Genomic DNA, 15,545 nt, shown 5'->3' with positions numbered 1-15,545 from the left:
AGCCAATGTCACAGCCTTCCCAATCCGCCACTCATCCCCAATACATCTGGTTCAACGGCAAACTGGTGCCCTGGCATGATGCCCAGGTGCACGTGATGAGCCACGCCCTGCACTACGGCTCCTCGGTGTTTGAGGGGGTTCGCGCCTACGACACCCCCAAGGGGACCTGCATCTTCCGTTTGCAGGAGCACACCCGCCGCCTGTTCGACTCCGCCAAGATCTACTGGATGGAGGTTCCCTACAACGAGGCCGAGATCAATGAGGCCTGCCGCACCGTGGTGCGCGAGAACGGCTTGAAAAGCGGCTACCTGCGCCCGCTGGCTTTCATCGGTAACGTGGGCCTTGGCCTGCATCCTCCCAAGGATGCCAAGGCCGACGTGATCGTGGCGGCCATTCCCTGGGGCGCCTATCTCGGCGAAGAGGGACTGAAGAACGGGGTGGATGTGTGCGTCACCTCCTGGAACCGGCTCGCTCCCAACACCATTCCCACCGGTGCCAAGGCGGGCGGCAACTATTTGTCCTCCCAGCTGATCAGTCGCGAGGCCAAGCGCAACGGCTTCGCCGAGGGGCTGGCGCTGGACGTGAACGGTTACCTGAGCGAAGGGGCGGGGGAGAACCTGTTCCTGGTGAAGAACGGCGTGCTGTTCACCCCGCCCGCTACCGCCGCCATCCTGCCCGGTATCACCCGCGACACCATCATGACGCTGGCCCGCGATCTGGGTTACGAGGTGCGCGAGCAGGCGCTGCCCCGTGAGGCCCTGTATGTCGCAGACGAGATCTTCATGACCGGCACGGCAGCCGAGGTGACCCCGGTGCGCTCCGTCGATCGGATGCAGGTGGGTGCCGGTTGCCGCGGTCCGGTGACCGAGCAGCTGCAGAACGCCTTCTTCGGCCTGTTCAACGGCCAGACCGAAGACAAGTGGGGCTGGTTGACGCCGGTGGCTGACTGACAAATGAGGGGAGGCGATGTGCCTCCCCGAGTCGCTTCCGGTCAGGGCATCCGGCGGTGCCCTCACCAGGATCGATTCCCGATCCGAGAGTCACTTTTTCATTTCCAAAGATAATGAGCCCGCTGGGCATTCAGGGAGTAGAGACAATGCCGAAGTTGAGATCCGCCACCACCACCCACGGACGTAACATGGCCGGGGCCCGCGCCCTCTGGCGTGCCACCGGCATGACCGATCAGGATTTCGGCAAGCCCATCATCGCCGTGGTCAACTCCTTTACCCAGTTCGTACCGGGCCACGTCCACCTCAAGGATCTGGGCCAGCTGGTGGCCCGCGAGATCGAGGCCGCCGGCGGCGTCGCCAAGGAGTTCAACACCATCGCCGTGGATGACGGCATCGCCATGGGCCACGGCGGCATGCTCTACTCCCTGCCGTCGCGCGAGCTGATTGCCGACTCGGTGGAGTACATGGTCAACGCCCACTGCGCCGACGCCATGGTCTGCATCTCCAACTGTGACAAGATCACCCCGGGGATGCTGATGGCCGCCCTGCGCATCAACATCCCGGTGATCTTCGTCTCCGGCGGCCCGATGGAAGCGGGCAAGACCAAGCTCTCCGATCAGATCATCAAGCTGGATCTGGTGGACGCCATGATCCAGGGCGCTGACCCCAAGGTCTCCGATGCCCAGAGCGAACAGGTGGAGCGCAGCGCCTGCCCCACCTGCGGCTCCTGCTCCGGCATGTTTACCGCCAACTCCATGAACTGTCTGACCGAGGCGCTGGGCCTCTCCCAGCCGGGCAACGGTTCCCTGCTGGCGACCCACGCAGACCGTGAGCAACTGTTCAAGCTGGCGGGCCAGCGCATCGTCACGCTGGCCAAGCGCTGGTATGAACAAGATGATGCGAGTGCCCTGCCGCGCAACATCGCCACCAAGGCGGCGTTCGAGAACGCCATGGCGCTGGACATCGCCATGGGCGGCTCCACCAATACCGTGTTGCACCTGCTGGCGGCGGCCCAGGAGGCGGGCGTCGACTTCACCATGGCCGACATTGACCGCATGTCGCGCAAGGTGCCCCAGCTGTGCAAGGTGGCACCCTCCACCCAGAAGTACCACATGGAAGACGTGCACCGCGCCGGCGGCGTCATCGCCATCCTGGGCCAGCTGGAAAAAGCGGGCCTGGTGCACGGCGATGCCCGCAACGTGCTGGGTACCTCGCTGGTGGAGCTGCTGGCCGAGTATGACGTCAGCCGCCAGCCGAGTCAGGAGGTGGTGGACTTCTATCGCGCCGGCCCGGCCGGCATCCGTACCACCAAGGCGTTCAGCCAGGATTGCCGCTGGCCGGAGCTGGATCTGGACCGCGCCGAGGGCTGCATCCGCTCGCTGGACAACGCCTACAGCCTGGAGGGCGGCCTGGCCGTGCTGGCCGGCAACCTGGCGCTTAACGGCGCCATCGTCAAGACCGCCGGGGTGGACGAGGAGAACCTCACCTTCCGTGGCCCGGCCCGGGTATTCGAGAGCCAGGACACGGCGGTCGCCGGCATCCTGGATGGCACAGTCCAGGCCGGTGAAGTGGTGGTGATCCGCTACGAGGGCCCGAAAGGGGGCCCCGGCATGCAGGAGATGCTCTACCCCACCACCTATCTGAAATCCATGGGTCTCGGCAAGGCGTGCGCGCTGATCACCGACGGTCGCTTCTCCGGCGGCACCTCGGGTCTCTCCATCGGTCACGTCTCGCCGGAGGCGGCCTCTGGCGGCACTATCTGTCTGGTGGAGGATGGCGACATCATCAACATCGACATCCCGGCCCGCAGCATGGTGCTGGAGGTGGCTGACAGCGTGCTGGCCGCCCGCCGCGTGGCCGTCGAGGCCCGTGGCTGGAAGCCACTCGATCGCCAGCGTCAGGTCTCTTTTGCCCTGCGCGCCTACGCCATGTTCGCTACCAGCGCAGATAAAGGCGCGGTGCGTGATCGCACCCTGTTGGGGGAATAAAGATGAATTCCAATATGAACTATGAGCAGTCGACCCGACTGGTCGGTCTTTGCGCCGACAAAGGGTTGATGTGGCGCGATCGCTCGATGCTGGGGGAATAAGTCATGGTCTCTGCGGCGGATTATCTACGCAAGGTGTTGCTCTCCCCCGTCTACGAGGCGGCGCGGGTCACCCCTTTGCAAACCCTGAAAAAACTCTCCGAGCGGCTCGGCAATCACGTCAGTCTGAAACGGGAGGATCTGCAACCGGTTCACTCTTTCAAGTTGCGCGGCGCCTACCACAAGATCGCTACCCTGACCCAGGAGCAGAAGGAGCGCGGCGTCATCGCCGCCTCTGCCGGCAACCACGCCCAGGGGGTCGCCCTGTCGGCCGCCAGGCTCGGCATCAAGGCGATCATCGTGATGCCCAAGACCACGCCGGACATCAAGATCGACGCTGTGCGCCGCCAGGGCGGCAACGTCATGCTGTTTGGCAACAGCTTCGACGAGGCCTACGGCGAGAGCCGCCGCCTCGCCGAGTTGGAGGGCTACACCCTGATCCCGCCGTTTGACGATGTCGAGGTGATCGCCGGGCAGGGCACCATCGGCAAGGAGCTGCTGGAGCAGGACACCCATCTCACCCACGTCTTCGTGCCGGTGGGGGGCGGCGGGTTGGCCGCCGGGGTGGCGGTCTACATCAAGCAGCTGCTGCCGGATGTGAAGGTGATCGGGGTGGAGGCGGAGGGCTCCGCCTGCCTCAAGGCTGCGCTGGCGGCCGGCGAGCCGGTCAATCTGGAGCGAGTCTCGCTGTTTGCGGACGGGGTGGCGGTCAAGCGCATCGGCGAGGAGACCTTCCGCCTCTGCAACCAGTATCTGGACGAGGTGGTGACCGTCTCCAACGACCAGATCTGCGCCGCGCTCAAAGACATCTTCGACGACTGCCGCGCCATCGCCGAGCCGTCGGGGGCCCTCTCGCTGGCCGGTCTCAAGGCCTACAGCGAGCGGGAGCAGGTCAAGGGGGGCCGGATGGCGGCCATTCTGTCCGGCGCCAACGTCAACTTCCACAGCCTGCGCTACGTGTCGGAGCGCTGCGAGATAGGCGAGAAGCGCGAGGGCATGCTGGCGGTGACCATCCCCGAGCGCAAGGGGGCCTTCCTCGATTTCTGCCGCAATCTGGGGCCGCGCATGGTGACCGAGTTCAACTACCGCTACGCCGATGCCGAGCAGGCGTCGCTGTTCGTCTCGGTGCGCCTCAGCGGCGGTGACGAGGAGCTCGGCCAGATCATCGATCAGCTCGGTGGCAACGGCTATCCGGTGGTCAACATGACCGAGAGCGAGCTGGCCAAGAACCACGTGCGTTACATGATTGGCGGCCGCCCGGCCCGGCCCCTCGGTGAACGTCTCTACAGCTTCAAGTTTCCGGAGCAGCCTGGCGCCCTGATGCGCTTTCTGGAGACTCTGGGCTGTCGCTGGAACATCAGCCTGTTCCACTACCGCAACCACGGCGCTGATTATGGCCGGGTGCTCTGTGCCTTCGAGCTGCCGGACGAGGACGTGGCGTCATTCCACGACTACCTGCACGAGATTGGTTACGGCTGGAAAGAGGTGAGCGACGACCCCGCCTACCGGCTGTTTCTGGCCAGCTAGGTGCGTTGCAAGCAACAAGAGGGAGGCCATCGGCCTCCCTTTTTCATGGTGTTGCCGGCGCACCCGTGGATACCCCTGCATGGGGCGTTTTACGGCCGGGAATGCCGGGCGCTTCACACTCTTGAGTCCCAAGTCATTTGAGGCTGACAACAGATGGGATAACCTGATGGGCGGGGCCGGGTTTGCCCCATCAGGGAAGAGAGGCGCAAGAGCGCCCATCACGACTCATTGCAGAGGCTTTTACCATGAACAAATCGATACTTGCCGTGCTGGTCAGCGGCCTGCTCGTCAGCGGGGCCGTGCAGGCTGCCGCTCAGGACAACACCTGGTACGTCGGCGGCAAGGCCGGCTGGTCCAAGTTCTTCGACGTGGATCAGAAGCAGGTCGTCTCCGACACCCTGGGGGCGTTGCAAAACACCAGCACCAGCAAGGATACGCTCGGGCTGGGCGCTTTTGCAGGCTATCAGCTCAACCCCAACCTGGGCTTCGAATTCGGCTATGACTGGTTCGGCAAGTACACCTCGTCCGGCGAATTGAGCGGGGTGAGGGTGGAAGGGGAAGCCAAGAGCCAGATGATCCAGACCACCATGAAGATAGGGTTCCCGGTCAACGATGCGCTGGATCTCTATGGCCGGATCGGCGGTGGCTACGCCTGGACCAACAGCGAACTGTCGGCCCAGACGGCCACCGACTTCATCAAGGATACCGGCAACAAGCATGGCGCCGTGTTCGTCGGGGCGCTGGGGGCCGAATACGCCATCGACCGTGACTGGGCCGCCCGCCTCGAATACCAGTACACCACCCCGCTCGGGGATACCTCCCTCGATCGTTCCGGCATCGAGATGGACAACGGCCTGCTGGCCTTCGCCATGCTCTATCGCTTCGGTCAGCAGGGCGGCGAAGTGGCGGCGCCCGTACCGGCCCCGGCTGCGGCGCCTGCTCCCGCGGTGGTTGTGGTGCCCAAGACCTTCAGCCTGAGCTCGGACGTGCTGTTCGAGTTCAACAAGGCGACCCTGAAGCCGGCTGCCAGCCAGGCGCTCGACGCTCTGTTCAGCCAGATAGTGGCGGCCAATCCGAAAGACGGGGTGGCAACCGTGATCGGCCACACCGATCGCATCGGCTCCGATGCCTACAACCAGGCGCTCTCCGAGCAGCGCGCCCGCAGCGTGGCCGACTACCTGATTGCGAAGGGGCTGTTTGCCGACAAGGTGCGGGTCGAGGGGCGCGGCAAGTCTTCTCCGATCACCGGCCACAACTGCAGCAGCGGCTCCAGACCGGCGCTGATCGCCTGCCTGGCACCGGATCGGCGGGTGGAAGTGCGACTGGAGGGGGTCTCCCAGCAGGCGCAATGACCAGGGTGTCAGCATGAACGACGAGGGAGGCCCAGGCCTCCCTCGTCTGTTTAACCGGTACCAAGTCGTCGCTGCCATTTGACCCGCTGGAAGCCGTAACCCAGCAGGATCAGCAGTAGGGCGCCGGGCAGTACCGTGTGCCACAGAAAGGGCCACTGCTGCCCCGTCATCAACACCAGCAGGGGGTTGGCGCCGGCGGGCGGGTGGATCAAATCCAGCCCCTGCATCAGCGCGATGGCCAGCCCCACTCCCAGGGCCAGTTGCAGCTCCAGCGGCAGGGGCAGCTCCTGTACCAGCAAACCGACGGTGGCCGTCAGCAGATGGCCGCCGAGTACGTTCCACGGCCGTGCCAGCGGGCTCGCCGGCAGGGAAAACAGCAACACGCAGCTGGCCCCGAAGGGCGCCATGATCAGGGCGGTATGCCAGCTGATGTTCAACCAGCCCAGCACACCTATCGCCAGTGCCGCCCCCACTCCTGCCCACAAGGGGCCATACCATCTCGTCATCACGGTTTCCTTCTTGGTTTGTCAGCCGTGATTAGGCACATTAGGTAGACAGATCGGTGTACTTCAAGGGGAAAAACGCGATGAGCGAAAAACGGCAGCTGCTGATGGAGACGGCCTACCGTCTGTTCAACCGCCATGGCTTTCACGCCACCGGCATCGACCGCATCTGGGCGGAGGCCGGCAGTACCAAGCGCACCCTCTACCGCCATTTTCCCACCAAGGATGCCCTGATCGAGGAGGTGCTGCAGTCCCGCGAGCGGGAGTTTTTCGCCCTGCTGGAAGCGCGCCTGCAGGGGCTGGAAGGGCGGGAGAGCCGCCTGCACGCTCTGTTCGACGGCTTCGGGGAGTGGTTTGGCCGCAGCGACTTCTATGGCTGCAACTTCATCAACGCCAGCGCCGAGTTTGCCGATCCTCGCCATCCGGTTCGCAAGCTGGTGGTCGCGCACAAGCAGGCGCTGCTGGACTGGGTCAGCACCAGGCTCGATTGCCACGAGGCGCAAGCCACCGGCATCTGCCTGTTGCTGGAGGGGGCCGTGGTGATGGCACACAGCTATCAGCAACCGCTGGCACTGGTGCAGGCAAGGTCGCTGGCATTGGCGCTGTTATGCGCCGACGGCGAGGTGCCTGCCGGCTGATATAGCCAATCGGTGTTAAGCCCGCCCCGGCAGCTGGTCGATAACTGACCAGATGTATGGCGCCGAGGGCGAAGATATGCGCATCGATCACTACGACCTCCAGGGGGAGGTGCAATACCAGCAGCAACAGGCCCAGGCCCGCAAGGTGCGCCGGCTCGGCCCCGTGCCGCCAGCCAGCCAGGTGCAGTCCCCTGCCACGGCGCCGGCGGACTCTGCACCCGCTGCTGCCAGCGGCAGCCAGCTCACCTTCACCCGCAGCAGCCTGCTGACGCTGCAGATGGCCAGCCGCAGCGCCGCCGGTGCGGCTCAGAGTGCCCCTGAATCGGCGTCGGCCAAGTCCACCGAGACCGGCAAGAGCGAACAGGATGGCATCCCTAACGACGGGCTCGACAATCGTCAGCGGCTGATCAAGCTGATGATCGAAGCCATGCTGGGCCACAAGATAGAGCTGCCGGAGCCCATCAAGCCGGCCGAGCAGGGCGCGGAGGGGGTGAGTGCCCCGACGGGTGAGGGGGCCCAGCCCGCCGCCGAGCCGGATCAGCTGGTGGAGGTGACCGACAGCCTGCTGCAAAAAGAGCAGCTCAACGTGGTGGCGGCGGCGAATGTGCAGACCCAGGATGGCCAGAACCTGCAGCTGGATCTGGGCTTTGTGCTGGACTGGCGCCAGCTCGACATCAGCCAGCGCCGCACCACCCTCAATGCCTTAAAGGATCCGCTGGTGCTCAGCCTGGACGGCAAGATAGCCGGCCTGACCGACGCCCGGGTCAATTTCGACCTCGATCAGGATGGCAAGGCGGACAGCCTGCCCGGCCTGAGTGAGGGGAGTGGCTTCGTGGCGCTGGATCGCAACGGCAACGGCACCATAGATGACGGCGGCGAGCTGTTCGGCGCCCGCTCCGGCAACGGGTTTGGCGAGCTGGCGACCCTGGATGAGGATGGCAATGGGGTGCTGGACGAGCGGGACAGCCAGTTCTCGGCGCTGCAGTTCTGGCAGCCGGACCAGTCACCCATCGCCCTGGTGGAGCTAGGGATAGGAGCCATCCTGTTGCATCCCCTCGACACCCCCTTCAACCATCTGGGGGAAAACGGCAATCAGGGGGTGTTGCGCCAGTCCGGCCTCTATGTGACCGAGCAGGGCAAGGGAGGCTGGGTGCAGCAGGTCGACCTGCGGGTCTGAACCCTGCGCCCGCATGGCAAACCCGGCCGCTTCACCCTCAGCAACCAGAACCTGACTCAATTCAGTTCGGTGGGGTCGATATCGAGGCTCCAGCGCACCCGCTTGGTCTCGGGCCACCCCTCCAGCTCTTTCACCGCCCAATCCAGCAGCTGGGCCAGTGGCGCCCGGCTCGGCCCCTGTACCAGCAACTGCATGCGAAACTTGCCCGCCTTGCGCTCCATGAAGCCGCTGATGGGCCCCAGCACCTGCACATGTGGGTAGCGGGCGCTGCGCAGGGTGTCGGCGAGGCGGGCGAGGAACAGCTGCACCTCGTCGCGGCCGTTGGCCTCGGCCCGAAACAGCCCCTGATAGCTAAACGGGGGCAGCCCCAGCAGGCGGCGCTCCTTCAGTGCCGTGTCGGCGAAATGGCCATAGCCATTCTGGGTCAGGTCCTGCAGCAGGGCGTGTTCCGGATGATGGCTCTGCAACACCACCAGCCCGGGCTTGCTGGCGCGACCGGCACGGCCCGCCACCTGGGTGTAGAGCTGGGCCAGTTTCTCGGCGGCGCGAAAATCGGCACTGAACAGGGCACCATCCACATCCAGCAGTCCTACCAATGTCACGTCCGGGAAGTGGTGGCCCTTGGCCAGCATCTGGGTGCCGATCAGGATCTTGTACTTGCCCGCCTTGATGTCGCCGAGGTGAGTTTCCAGCTCCCCCTTGCGACGGGTGTTGTCCCGATCGATGCGCACCACCGGATATTGCGGGAACACGGTGCCGAGCAGCTGCTCCAGCTGCTCGGTGCCGACCCCGGATCCGATCAGTTCGTTGCTGCCACACTCGGGGCAGTGGTGGGGCAGCGGGCGCACGCTGTCGCAGTGGTGGCAGTGCAGCCGCCGCCCGGCCTGGTGCCAGGTGTACCAGGCGTCGCAGCGCTCGCAGGCAGCGCTCCAGCCGCACTGGTGGCAGATCAGGGCCGGGGCATAGCCACGGCGGTTGAGAAACAGCATCACCTGGTTGCCGGCCGCCAGATGCTCCGCCATCAGCTGCTCCAGCTGGGGTGAGAGGCCGGCCTGCAGCCGCACGTTCTTGATGTCCAGGATCACCTGGCGGGCGGTCTGGGCGTTGCCTGCACGCCGGGTCAGGCTGAGGTGGTGATACTTGCCGCTGCGGGCGTTGTGCAATGTCTCCAGCGACGGGGTGGCTGAGCCCAGCAGGATGGGAATACCGGCGCGATGGGCCCGCATCACCGCCAGATCCCGCGCGTGGTAGCGAAAGCCGTCCTGCTGCTTGAAGGAGCCGTCGTGCTCCTCGTCGATGATGATGATGCCGAGGTCGTGAAACGGGGTGAACACCGCGGAGCGGGTGCCGATCAGGATGGCGGCACCGCCGTCGCGGCAGGCCAGCCAGGCGTCGAGCCGCTCCCGATCGTTCATGGCCGAGTTCATCGCCACCACGGGCACGTTGAAGCGGCGGCGAAAGCGGTTGATGGTCTGTGGGGTGAGGCCTATCTCCGGCACCATCACCAGCGCCTGCTTGCCCGCCTTGAGCAGGGGCTCGAGGATGCTCAGATAAACCTCGGTCTTGCCGGAGCCGGTGATGCCGTCCAGCAAAAAGGCGCCGAACCTGTCGCTCTGGCTGGTGACGGCAGAGACCGCCAGCGCCTGCTCGCCGTTGAGGCGAAGCCCCTCGCCCGGCTCGAAGCGGGCGGCCCAGTCACCCTCATGGCTTGGCTCCAGCGAGCGTTTCTCCAGCAGCCCCTTCTTCTCCAGTGCGCTGAGTGCTGCACTCTGGATCTCCTCCTGCTTGAGGGCGGAGGGGGTCTGCGGCCCCTTGCGCAGCAGGGCGAGGGCCTGCTGCTGCTTGGCCGCCCGCTTGAGCTCGTTGAGATCTATGGCCATGCCGGCCTCGGTGGCAAACCAGAACTCCAGCTCGCGATAGGCGGCGGGCTCCCCCTTGCGCACCAGCACCGGCAGGGCGTGGGGCAGTACCTCCCCCAGTGGATGCTGGTAGTAGCTGGCACTCCAGTTCATCAGCGCCAGAATATCCGGCCCCAGCACCGGCGCTGCGTCCAATACCCGCTTGATGGGTTTGAGCTTGTTGCGCGATACCTGGCTCTCGGCCGGGTGATCCACCACCAGTCCGACCAAGGTTTGCGGGCCGAACGGGATCTCGACCCGGCAGCCGGGGGCAGGCAAGGGCAGGGGGGAGAGATAGTCGAAATGACGGCGTAACGGTACCGGCACAGCCACACGAACCAGATCCAGGGTTTGGGAAGAATTCACCAGAGATTGCCTATTTTTTCTGCGAAGCCACTTGCCTGATCTCAGGCATTTCCTATATTATTCGCAGCCTTTGAAACTGTGTTCAACAATCGTGTGGTGTCCGACAGAAGATCGGATGGCGACACGGCCTATTACTTTGAGGTTGTCCATGAAAGCTGGTATCCACCCTGACTACGTAGCCATCACCGCCAAGTGCTCTTGCGGTAACGTCATCAACACTTTCTCTACCGTTGGTAAAGATCTGAACCTGGACGTGTGCTCCGAGTGCCACCCGTTCTACACCGGCAAGCAGAAAGAAGTTTCTAGCGGCGGCCGCGTAGACAAGTTCAACAAGCGTTTCGGTGCGATGACCACCAAGAAGTAATTTTACTTCTGAAGAATTCTGAAAAAGGCGCCCGATGGGCGCCTTTTTTATTGGTCGGCGTTCTGTCAGGGCCCGCTTTGCCCTATGGTGGTGTGGTTGACGAGGGATGCAGAGCAGGAGCGAGTGAATGAGGAATTGTCTGGTGATGGGGGCTGCGGGCTACATAGGTTCTTACCTGGTGCCCCATCTGCAGGAGCTGGGTTATCGGGTGATTGCCGGGGCGCGGCGCCCCTGCCGGCTGCCGCCCGGGGTGGAGTTTCGCCTCGCCGACAGCCTCAAGCCCATCACCCTGTTGCCTGCGCTGGCGGGCATCGACACCGTCTTCTATCTGGTGCACGCCATGGGGGCAGGGGCCGACTTTCACCGGCTGGAGCAGCAGGGGGTGAAGAACTTCGCCGCCGCCGCCCGCGCCGCCGGGGTGCGCCGCATCATCTATCTCGGCGCCATCCAGCCCGAACCCTGCAACAGCCGCCATCTCAACTCCCGCCGTCACTGTGGCGAGCTGTTTCGGGGCGCCGGTGTACCGACGGTGGAGCTGCGCGCCGGCATCATCATTGGCCCCGGCTCGGCGGCATTTGAGGTGATGCGGGATCTGGTGTTCAACCTGCCGCTGATGGTGACACCCAAGTGGGTGCGCTCGCGCACGCCGCCGATTGCACTGTCCAACCTGCTGCACTATCTGGGCGGGCTGGTGGAGGCCGACGGGGTGGATGGCCAGATCTTCAACGCCGCCGGCCCCGAGCTGCTCAGCTACCAGCAGCAGTTGCAGAAGTTTGCCGCCCATATCGGAAAGCGCTGCCCCATCATTCCCATCCCCTTCCTGAGCCCGCGCCTCTCCGCCTGGTGGCTGCAATTCGTCACCTCGGTGCCGCAACCGGTGGCCAAGGCGCTGGTGGGCGGCCTCAAGCACGACATTCCGGCCGACGACGGCCCGCTGCGGGCCTTGCTGCCGCAAACCCTGCTCAGCTTCGACGAGGCGCTGGCCGAGAGCCTCTCTCTGGAGCAGCGGCTGGGGGCCGAGCAACGGGGGGAGGAGACCCCGCTCGGTCTGCGCTGGCGCCATCCCGAGTACGGCTTCTATGACCGCACCGCCAGCGGCGATGCCCTCAGTCTCGCCTCGCCCGAGGTGGTGTGGCAGGTGCTGCAGCAGCTGGGGGGCGAGCAGCGCTACTTCTACATGAACCAGCTGTGGGTGGTGCGTGAATGGATGGATCACCTGATCGGCGGGCCGGCGCTGACCCGTGGGCGCACCAATCCGGATCGCTTCGTGAAGGGGGACATGCTGGACTCCTGGCAGATCCTCGGGGTGGACGAGGGGCGCAGGCTGGATCTGCTGTTCAACATGCGGGCCCCCGGTGTCGGTCGGCTGGAGTTCAACATACTGCCGGAGGAGTCGGGGCTGACCCGGCTCAAGGTGACGGCCCACTGGCATCCGCAGGGGGCCTGGGGGCTGGCCTACTGGCTCGCCATGCTGCCGTTCCACCTCTTCATCTTCCAGGGAATGACGGAGGCGATCGCCCGGAAGGCGGAGGCCAGGGCGGGAATCCCCGTCATGGATTGAAACCATATCTATAACTAAATAGGTATTGGTGGGTGGTATGACATGCTAATTACTGGCTTGTCATTGGCGGGTTGGCGATACTTTCCTCTGTGAAAGCCCGGTGGTTTTCTTTATGATCCCCAGCCCTCGCCCGTGGGCGAGCCAATGCACCACTCATTCACTACCGTATCGGGGTCCCCCATGTCCGATCAGCAGCACGATCTCCGCCAACAGGCACTCGACTACCACGCCCAACCCGTGCCGGGCAAAATCGCCATCGCCCTCACCAAGCCCGCCGAGACCGCCCGCGATCTGGCACTGGCCTACAGCCCGGGCGTCGCCGAGCCGGTGCGCGAGATCGCCGCCAACCCGGCCGATGCCTACCGTTATACCGGCAAGGGCAATCTGGTGGCCGTCATCTCCAACGGCACCGCCATTCTGGGGCTGGGCAATCTGGGCCCGCTGGCCTCCAAGCCGGTGATGGAGGGCAAGGCCCTGCTGTTCAAGCGCTTTGCCGGCATCGATGCCATCGACATCGAGGTGAAGCACGACACCAGCGCCCAGTTCATCGACACGGTTGCCGCCATCGCCGATACCTTCGGTGGCATCAACCTGGAAGACATCAAGGCCCCCGAGTGCTTCGAGATTGAACAGGCGCTGATCGAGCGCTGCGACATCCCGGTGTTCCACGATGACCAGCACGGCACCGCCATCGTCACCGCCGCCGGCCTGCTCAACGCGCTGGAGGTGCAGGGCAAGCAGATTGGCGACAGCCGTATCGTCTGCATGGGGGCCGGCGCCGCCGCCACCGCCTGCATGGACCTGCTGATCAAGTGTGGCGCCAAGCCCCACAACATCTTCATGCTGGACCGTCAGGGCGTGATCCACAGTGGTCGTACCGATCTGAACCAGTACAAGCAGCGCTTCGCCAACGACACCCCTCTGCGCACCCTGATGGAGGTGATCGACGGGGCTGACGTGTTCGTCGGCGTCTCCGGCCCGGACGTGCTGCCTGCCGAGGCGGTAGCGCTGATGGCCGCCAACCCGGTGATCTTCGCCTGCTCCAACCCGGACCCCGAGATCAAGCCGGCGCTGGCCCACGGGGTGCGCAGGGATCTCATCATGGGTACCGGTCGCTCCGACTACCCGAACCAGATCAACAACGTGCTCTGCTTCCCCTTCATCTTCCGCGGTGCCCTCGACGCCCGTGCCAGCCGCATCAACGATGCCATGAAGATTGCGGCGGTCGAGGCGATCCGTGGCCTGGCCAAGGAGCCGGTACCGGCCGAGGTGCTGACCGCTGCCGGCGTGAGCGAGCTCGCCTTCGGCAAGGATTACGTCATTCCCAAGCCGATGGATGCCCGTCTGCTGCCGCGCGTCGCCCGCGCCGTGGCGCTGGCTGCGGTGGAATCCGGTGTCGCCCGCATCGCCCTGCCGGCGGACTACATGCTGGGTTGAGTCACGGCAAGCGCGCAGAAAACAGAAGGGGCCCCATCTCGGGGCCCCTTTTCATTACGGGAAGCTTGCTGGTCAATTATTTGGTCTTGGGAGCAACCTTGACGGCCGGCGCCTTGGCGTGGGCAGCCTTGTGGTGTTTTTTCACGACCTTGGTCTGGGTAGCCTGGGGAGCGGCAGCCTTGGTCGGGGTGGCAGCCATGGTGAAGCCGGAGGTCAGGGCGAAGACAGCAGCCAGGCTCAGGGGGATCAGCTTGTTCATATTCCAGTTCCTCATTCGGGTTGATGACATGGAGCGTTTCTCCATGACTTCATCCTAGGGCTGTTCGACTTGCGGTTCAGTGAGTGACTGGTGACGGTTTGTATCCAAATGTACAGGCAGCATCAGGCAGAAACGGGCACCGCTGCTGCTTGGCAGCAGCTGCACCTCGCCGCCGTGGTGGCGGGCGATGCTGCGTACGATGGCCAGCCCCAGCCCGGCACCGCCGGTGCGTCGGTCCCGGCTCTGATCCAGCCGCACGAAGGGCTCGAAGATCTGCGGCGCCAGTGCGGGATCGATGCCGGCACCGTCGTCGGCCACCTCCAGCAGATAGTGATCCTGCTGGCGCGCCATGCTGAGGGTCACCCGGCCGGCGGCGTGGCGCAGGGCGTTGCCGATGAGGTTCTCCAGCGCCCGATCGAGCAGGCGGATATCGCCGCGCCAGGGCAGGGCCATGGCCGGGCGCACGAAGTCGAGCTGCTTGTCCGGTCGCAGCGCCTGCCAGTCGGCGAGGCGGCTGCCGGCCCAGCTGCCGAGCTCCAGCTCGCTGCACTGCAGCGGCAGCTCGGGACGATCGAGCCTGGCGTAGGTGAGCATCTCCTCGATGAGGGCGTCCAGCGCGCCGAGATCCCGCTCCAGCCCCTGCTGCTCCTCGGCCGAGGGGGCGGGATCCAGCATGGCGAGCCGGTAGCGCAGCCGCACCAGCGGGGTGCGCAGCTCGTGGGCGATGGCATCGGTCAGCTGCTTGCGGCTGGCCAGCATGGCCTGCAACTGCTCGGTCATCTGGTCGAAGGTGCGGCCGACCCGGCCCAGACTGCTGCCGGGCGGCAAACGGGTGCGGCAGGAGAGATCACCGTCACCGACCCGGCGGGCGGTCTGTTCGAGCTGCTGCAGGCCGCGCCAGTGCGGGCGCAGCCAGAGCAGGATCGGCAGCCCCAGCGAGAGACCGATGGCCAGCAGCAGCCCCACGTCGACCCAGTGCAGCTCGTGCAGGTAGGAGAGATAGGGGACGGGGCCGACGATCAGCACCTGATCTGTGCCCGGAATGCGCTGCAGGAAGGTGTCATCCTCCTCGACGATGACGATGTTGCCGGCCTCCAGGAAGGCCTGGTCCTCGCTGGCCAGCGGTTGGTTGGCGAGGGCGCCGATCTGCAGCGGCAGGGTGAGCTGGCGGCTCTGCTCCGCCATGCGGGCGGGCCAGTGTTCGGCCGGCAAGCGGGCCAGCTCGCCGGTGAGCAGGCCGAGGGAGCCCTGCATCATCCGCTCCAGATAGCGATCTCCCGCCCGCTCGGCGGTGACCTGATAGACCATGCCGACCAGCAGGATGGCCAGGGTGAAACAGCCGATCAGCAGCAGATAGAACTGGATAAACAGGCGTCGCATCGGGCTCTCCTCTTGCCTGGATTGCGTCTGGGCATTGCCTTGTTGCC

At 65.0% G+C, this 15,545-nt stretch carries 13 protein-coding genes; 9 read left to right on the top strand and 4 right to left on the bottom strand.

Features of this window, described 5'->3' with window-relative positions; all coding sequences use genetic code 11:
• The first annotated feature begins 5 nt into the window (after window positions 1-5).
• From ACB033_RS19345 to ompA, 4 genes are all read left to right on the top strand, one after another.
• Window positions 6-950: a branched-chain amino acid transaminase gene (locus tag ACB033_RS19345; protein WP_139726457.1), complete on the top strand. Its 945-nt coding sequence runs from the start codon at window positions 6-8 to the stop codon at window positions 948-950.
• Between the two features lie 146 nt (window positions 951-1,096).
• Entirely contained in the window at window positions 1,097-2,938 is a 1,842-nt protein-coding gene (gene ilvD, locus ACB033_RS19340; RefSeq protein ID WP_139726458.1) for a dihydroxy-acid dehydratase, read from the top strand.
• Between the two features lie 104 nt (window positions 2,939-3,042).
• A complete protein-coding gene (ilvA, locus tag ACB033_RS19335; RefSeq protein WP_139726459.1) occupies window positions 3,043-4,563 on the top strand; it encodes a threonine ammonia-lyase, biosynthetic in 1,521 nt (506 codons plus the stop codon).
• A gap of 245 nt (window positions 4,564-4,808) precedes the next feature.
• On the top strand, window positions 4,809-5,915 hold the full coding sequence (gene ompA, locus ACB033_RS19330; RefSeq protein WP_139726460.1) for a porin OmpA: 1,107 nt from the start codon (window positions 4,809-4,811) through the stop codon (window positions 5,913-5,915).
• Between the two features lie 50 nt (window positions 5,916-5,965).
• Here ompA and ACB033_RS19325 read toward each other — a convergent pair whose 3' ends face one another.
• Complete coding sequence (locus ACB033_RS19325) at window positions 5,966-6,364, bottom strand: HPP family protein (protein ID WP_185450496.1); 399 nt, start codon at window positions 6,362-6,364, stop codon at window positions 5,966-5,968.
• Between the two features lie 137 nt (window positions 6,365-6,501).
• Between ACB033_RS19325 and ACB033_RS19320 the strand changes: the two genes are divergently transcribed.
• Entirely contained in the window at window positions 6,502-7,056 is a 555-nt protein-coding gene (locus tag ACB033_RS19320) for a TetR/AcrR family transcriptional regulator (RefSeq protein ID WP_139726461.1), read from the top strand.
• 52 nt (window positions 7,057-7,108) lie between these two features.
• Complete coding sequence (locus ACB033_RS19315) at window positions 7,109-8,233, top strand: hypothetical protein (protein ID WP_162519989.1); 1,125 nt, start codon at window positions 7,109-7,111, stop codon at window positions 8,231-8,233.
• A 56-nt stretch (window positions 8,234-8,289) separates the two neighbouring features.
• Here ACB033_RS19315 and priA read toward each other — a convergent pair whose 3' ends face one another.
• Window positions 8,290-10,497 carry a primosomal protein N' gene (priA, locus tag ACB033_RS19310; protein WP_371140693.1) on the bottom strand — a complete coding sequence of 736 codons (2,208 nt, stop codon included), beginning with the start codon at window positions 10,495-10,497 and terminating at the stop codon, window positions 8,290-8,292.
• Window positions 10,498-10,645: 148 nt separating this feature from the next.
• Between priA and rpmE the strand changes: the two genes are divergently transcribed.
• From rpmE to ACB033_RS19295, 3 genes are all read left to right on the top strand, one after another.
• Window positions 10,646-10,861, top strand: a complete 216-nt coding sequence (gene rpmE, locus ACB033_RS19305) for a 50S ribosomal protein L31 (RefSeq protein ID WP_005306787.1) — start codon at window positions 10,646-10,648, stop codon at window positions 10,859-10,861.
• Between the two features lie 127 nt (window positions 10,862-10,988).
• The gene (locus ACB033_RS19300) at window positions 10,989-12,422 is read left to right on the top strand and encodes a DUF2867 domain-containing protein (protein WP_139726370.1); all 1,434 of its coding nucleotides are present in this window, start codon (window positions 10,989-10,991) and stop codon (window positions 12,420-12,422) included.
• A 180-nt stretch (window positions 12,423-12,602) separates the two neighbouring features.
• The gene (locus ACB033_RS19295; RefSeq protein ID WP_139726369.1) at window positions 12,603-13,859 is read left to right on the top strand and encodes a malic enzyme-like NAD(P)-binding protein; all 1,257 of its coding nucleotides are present in this window, start codon (window positions 12,603-12,605) and stop codon (window positions 13,857-13,859) included.
• 76 nt (window positions 13,860-13,935) lie between these two features.
• Here ACB033_RS19295 and ACB033_RS19290 read toward each other — a convergent pair whose 3' ends face one another.
• Together ACB033_RS19290 and rstB are read right to left on the bottom strand one after the other, a co-directional pair.
• The gene (locus tag ACB033_RS19290) at window positions 13,936-14,118 is read right to left on the bottom strand and encodes a hypothetical protein (protein WP_010635722.1); all 183 of its coding nucleotides are present in this window, start codon (window positions 14,116-14,118) and stop codon (window positions 13,936-13,938) included.
• Between the two features lie 54 nt (window positions 14,119-14,172).
• Window positions 14,173-15,498, bottom strand: a complete 1,326-nt coding sequence (rstB, locus tag ACB033_RS19285; RefSeq protein ID WP_139726368.1) for a two-component system sensor histidine kinase RstB — start codon at window positions 15,496-15,498, stop codon at window positions 14,173-14,175.
• Between the last annotated feature and the right edge of the window lie 47 nt (window positions 15,499-15,545).

This window comes from Aeromonas sp. S15(2024) (genome assembly GCF_041402265.1).
GTDB classification, from domain to species: Bacteria; Pseudomonadota; Gammaproteobacteria; order Enterobacterales; family Aeromonadaceae; genus Aeromonas; species Aeromonas dhakensis.
This window is presented reverse-complemented; position numbering and strand designations above follow the sequence as displayed.

What these genes read in the sequence shown, in the direction of transcription:
- ACB033_RS19345 (WP_139726457.1), top strand. Translation starts at nt 6, where the DNA reads ATGTCACAGCCTTCCCAATCCGCCACTCATCCCCAATACATCTGGTTC.
- ilvD (WP_139726458.1), top strand. Translation starts at nt 1,097, where the DNA reads ATGCCGAAGTTGAGATCCGCCACCACCACCCACGGACGTAACATGGCC.
- ilvA (WP_139726459.1), top strand. Translation starts at nt 3,043, where the DNA reads ATGGTCTCTGCGGCGGATTATCTACGCAAGGTGTTGCTCTCCCCCGTC.
- ompA (WP_139726460.1), top strand. Translation starts at nt 4,809, where the DNA reads ATGAACAAATCGATACTTGCCGTGCTGGTCAGCGGCCTGCTCGTCAGC.
- ACB033_RS19320 (WP_139726461.1), top strand. Translation starts at nt 6,502, where the DNA reads ATGAGCGAAAAACGGCAGCTGCTGATGGAGACGGCCTACCGTCTGTTC.
- ACB033_RS19315 (WP_162519989.1), top strand. Translation starts at nt 7,109, where the DNA reads ATGTATGGCGCCGAGGGCGAAGATATGCGCATCGATCACTACGACCTC.
- rpmE (WP_005306787.1), top strand. Translation starts at nt 10,646, where the DNA reads ATGAAAGCTGGTATCCACCCTGACTACGTAGCCATCACCGCCAAGTGC.
- ACB033_RS19300 (WP_139726370.1), top strand. Translation starts at nt 10,989, where the DNA reads ATGAGGAATTGTCTGGTGATGGGGGCTGCGGGCTACATAGGTTCTTAC.
- ACB033_RS19295 (WP_139726369.1), top strand. Translation starts at nt 12,603, where the DNA reads ATGTCCGATCAGCAGCACGATCTCCGCCAACAGGCACTCGACTACCAC.
- ACB033_RS19290 (WP_010635722.1), bottom strand. Translation starts at nt 14,118, where the DNA reads ATGAACAAGCTGATCCCCCTGAGCCTGGCTGCTGTCTTCGCCCTGACC.
- rstB (WP_139726368.1), bottom strand. Translation starts at nt 15,498, where the DNA reads ATGCGACGCCTGTTTATCCAGTTCTATCTGCTGCTGATCGGCTGTTTC.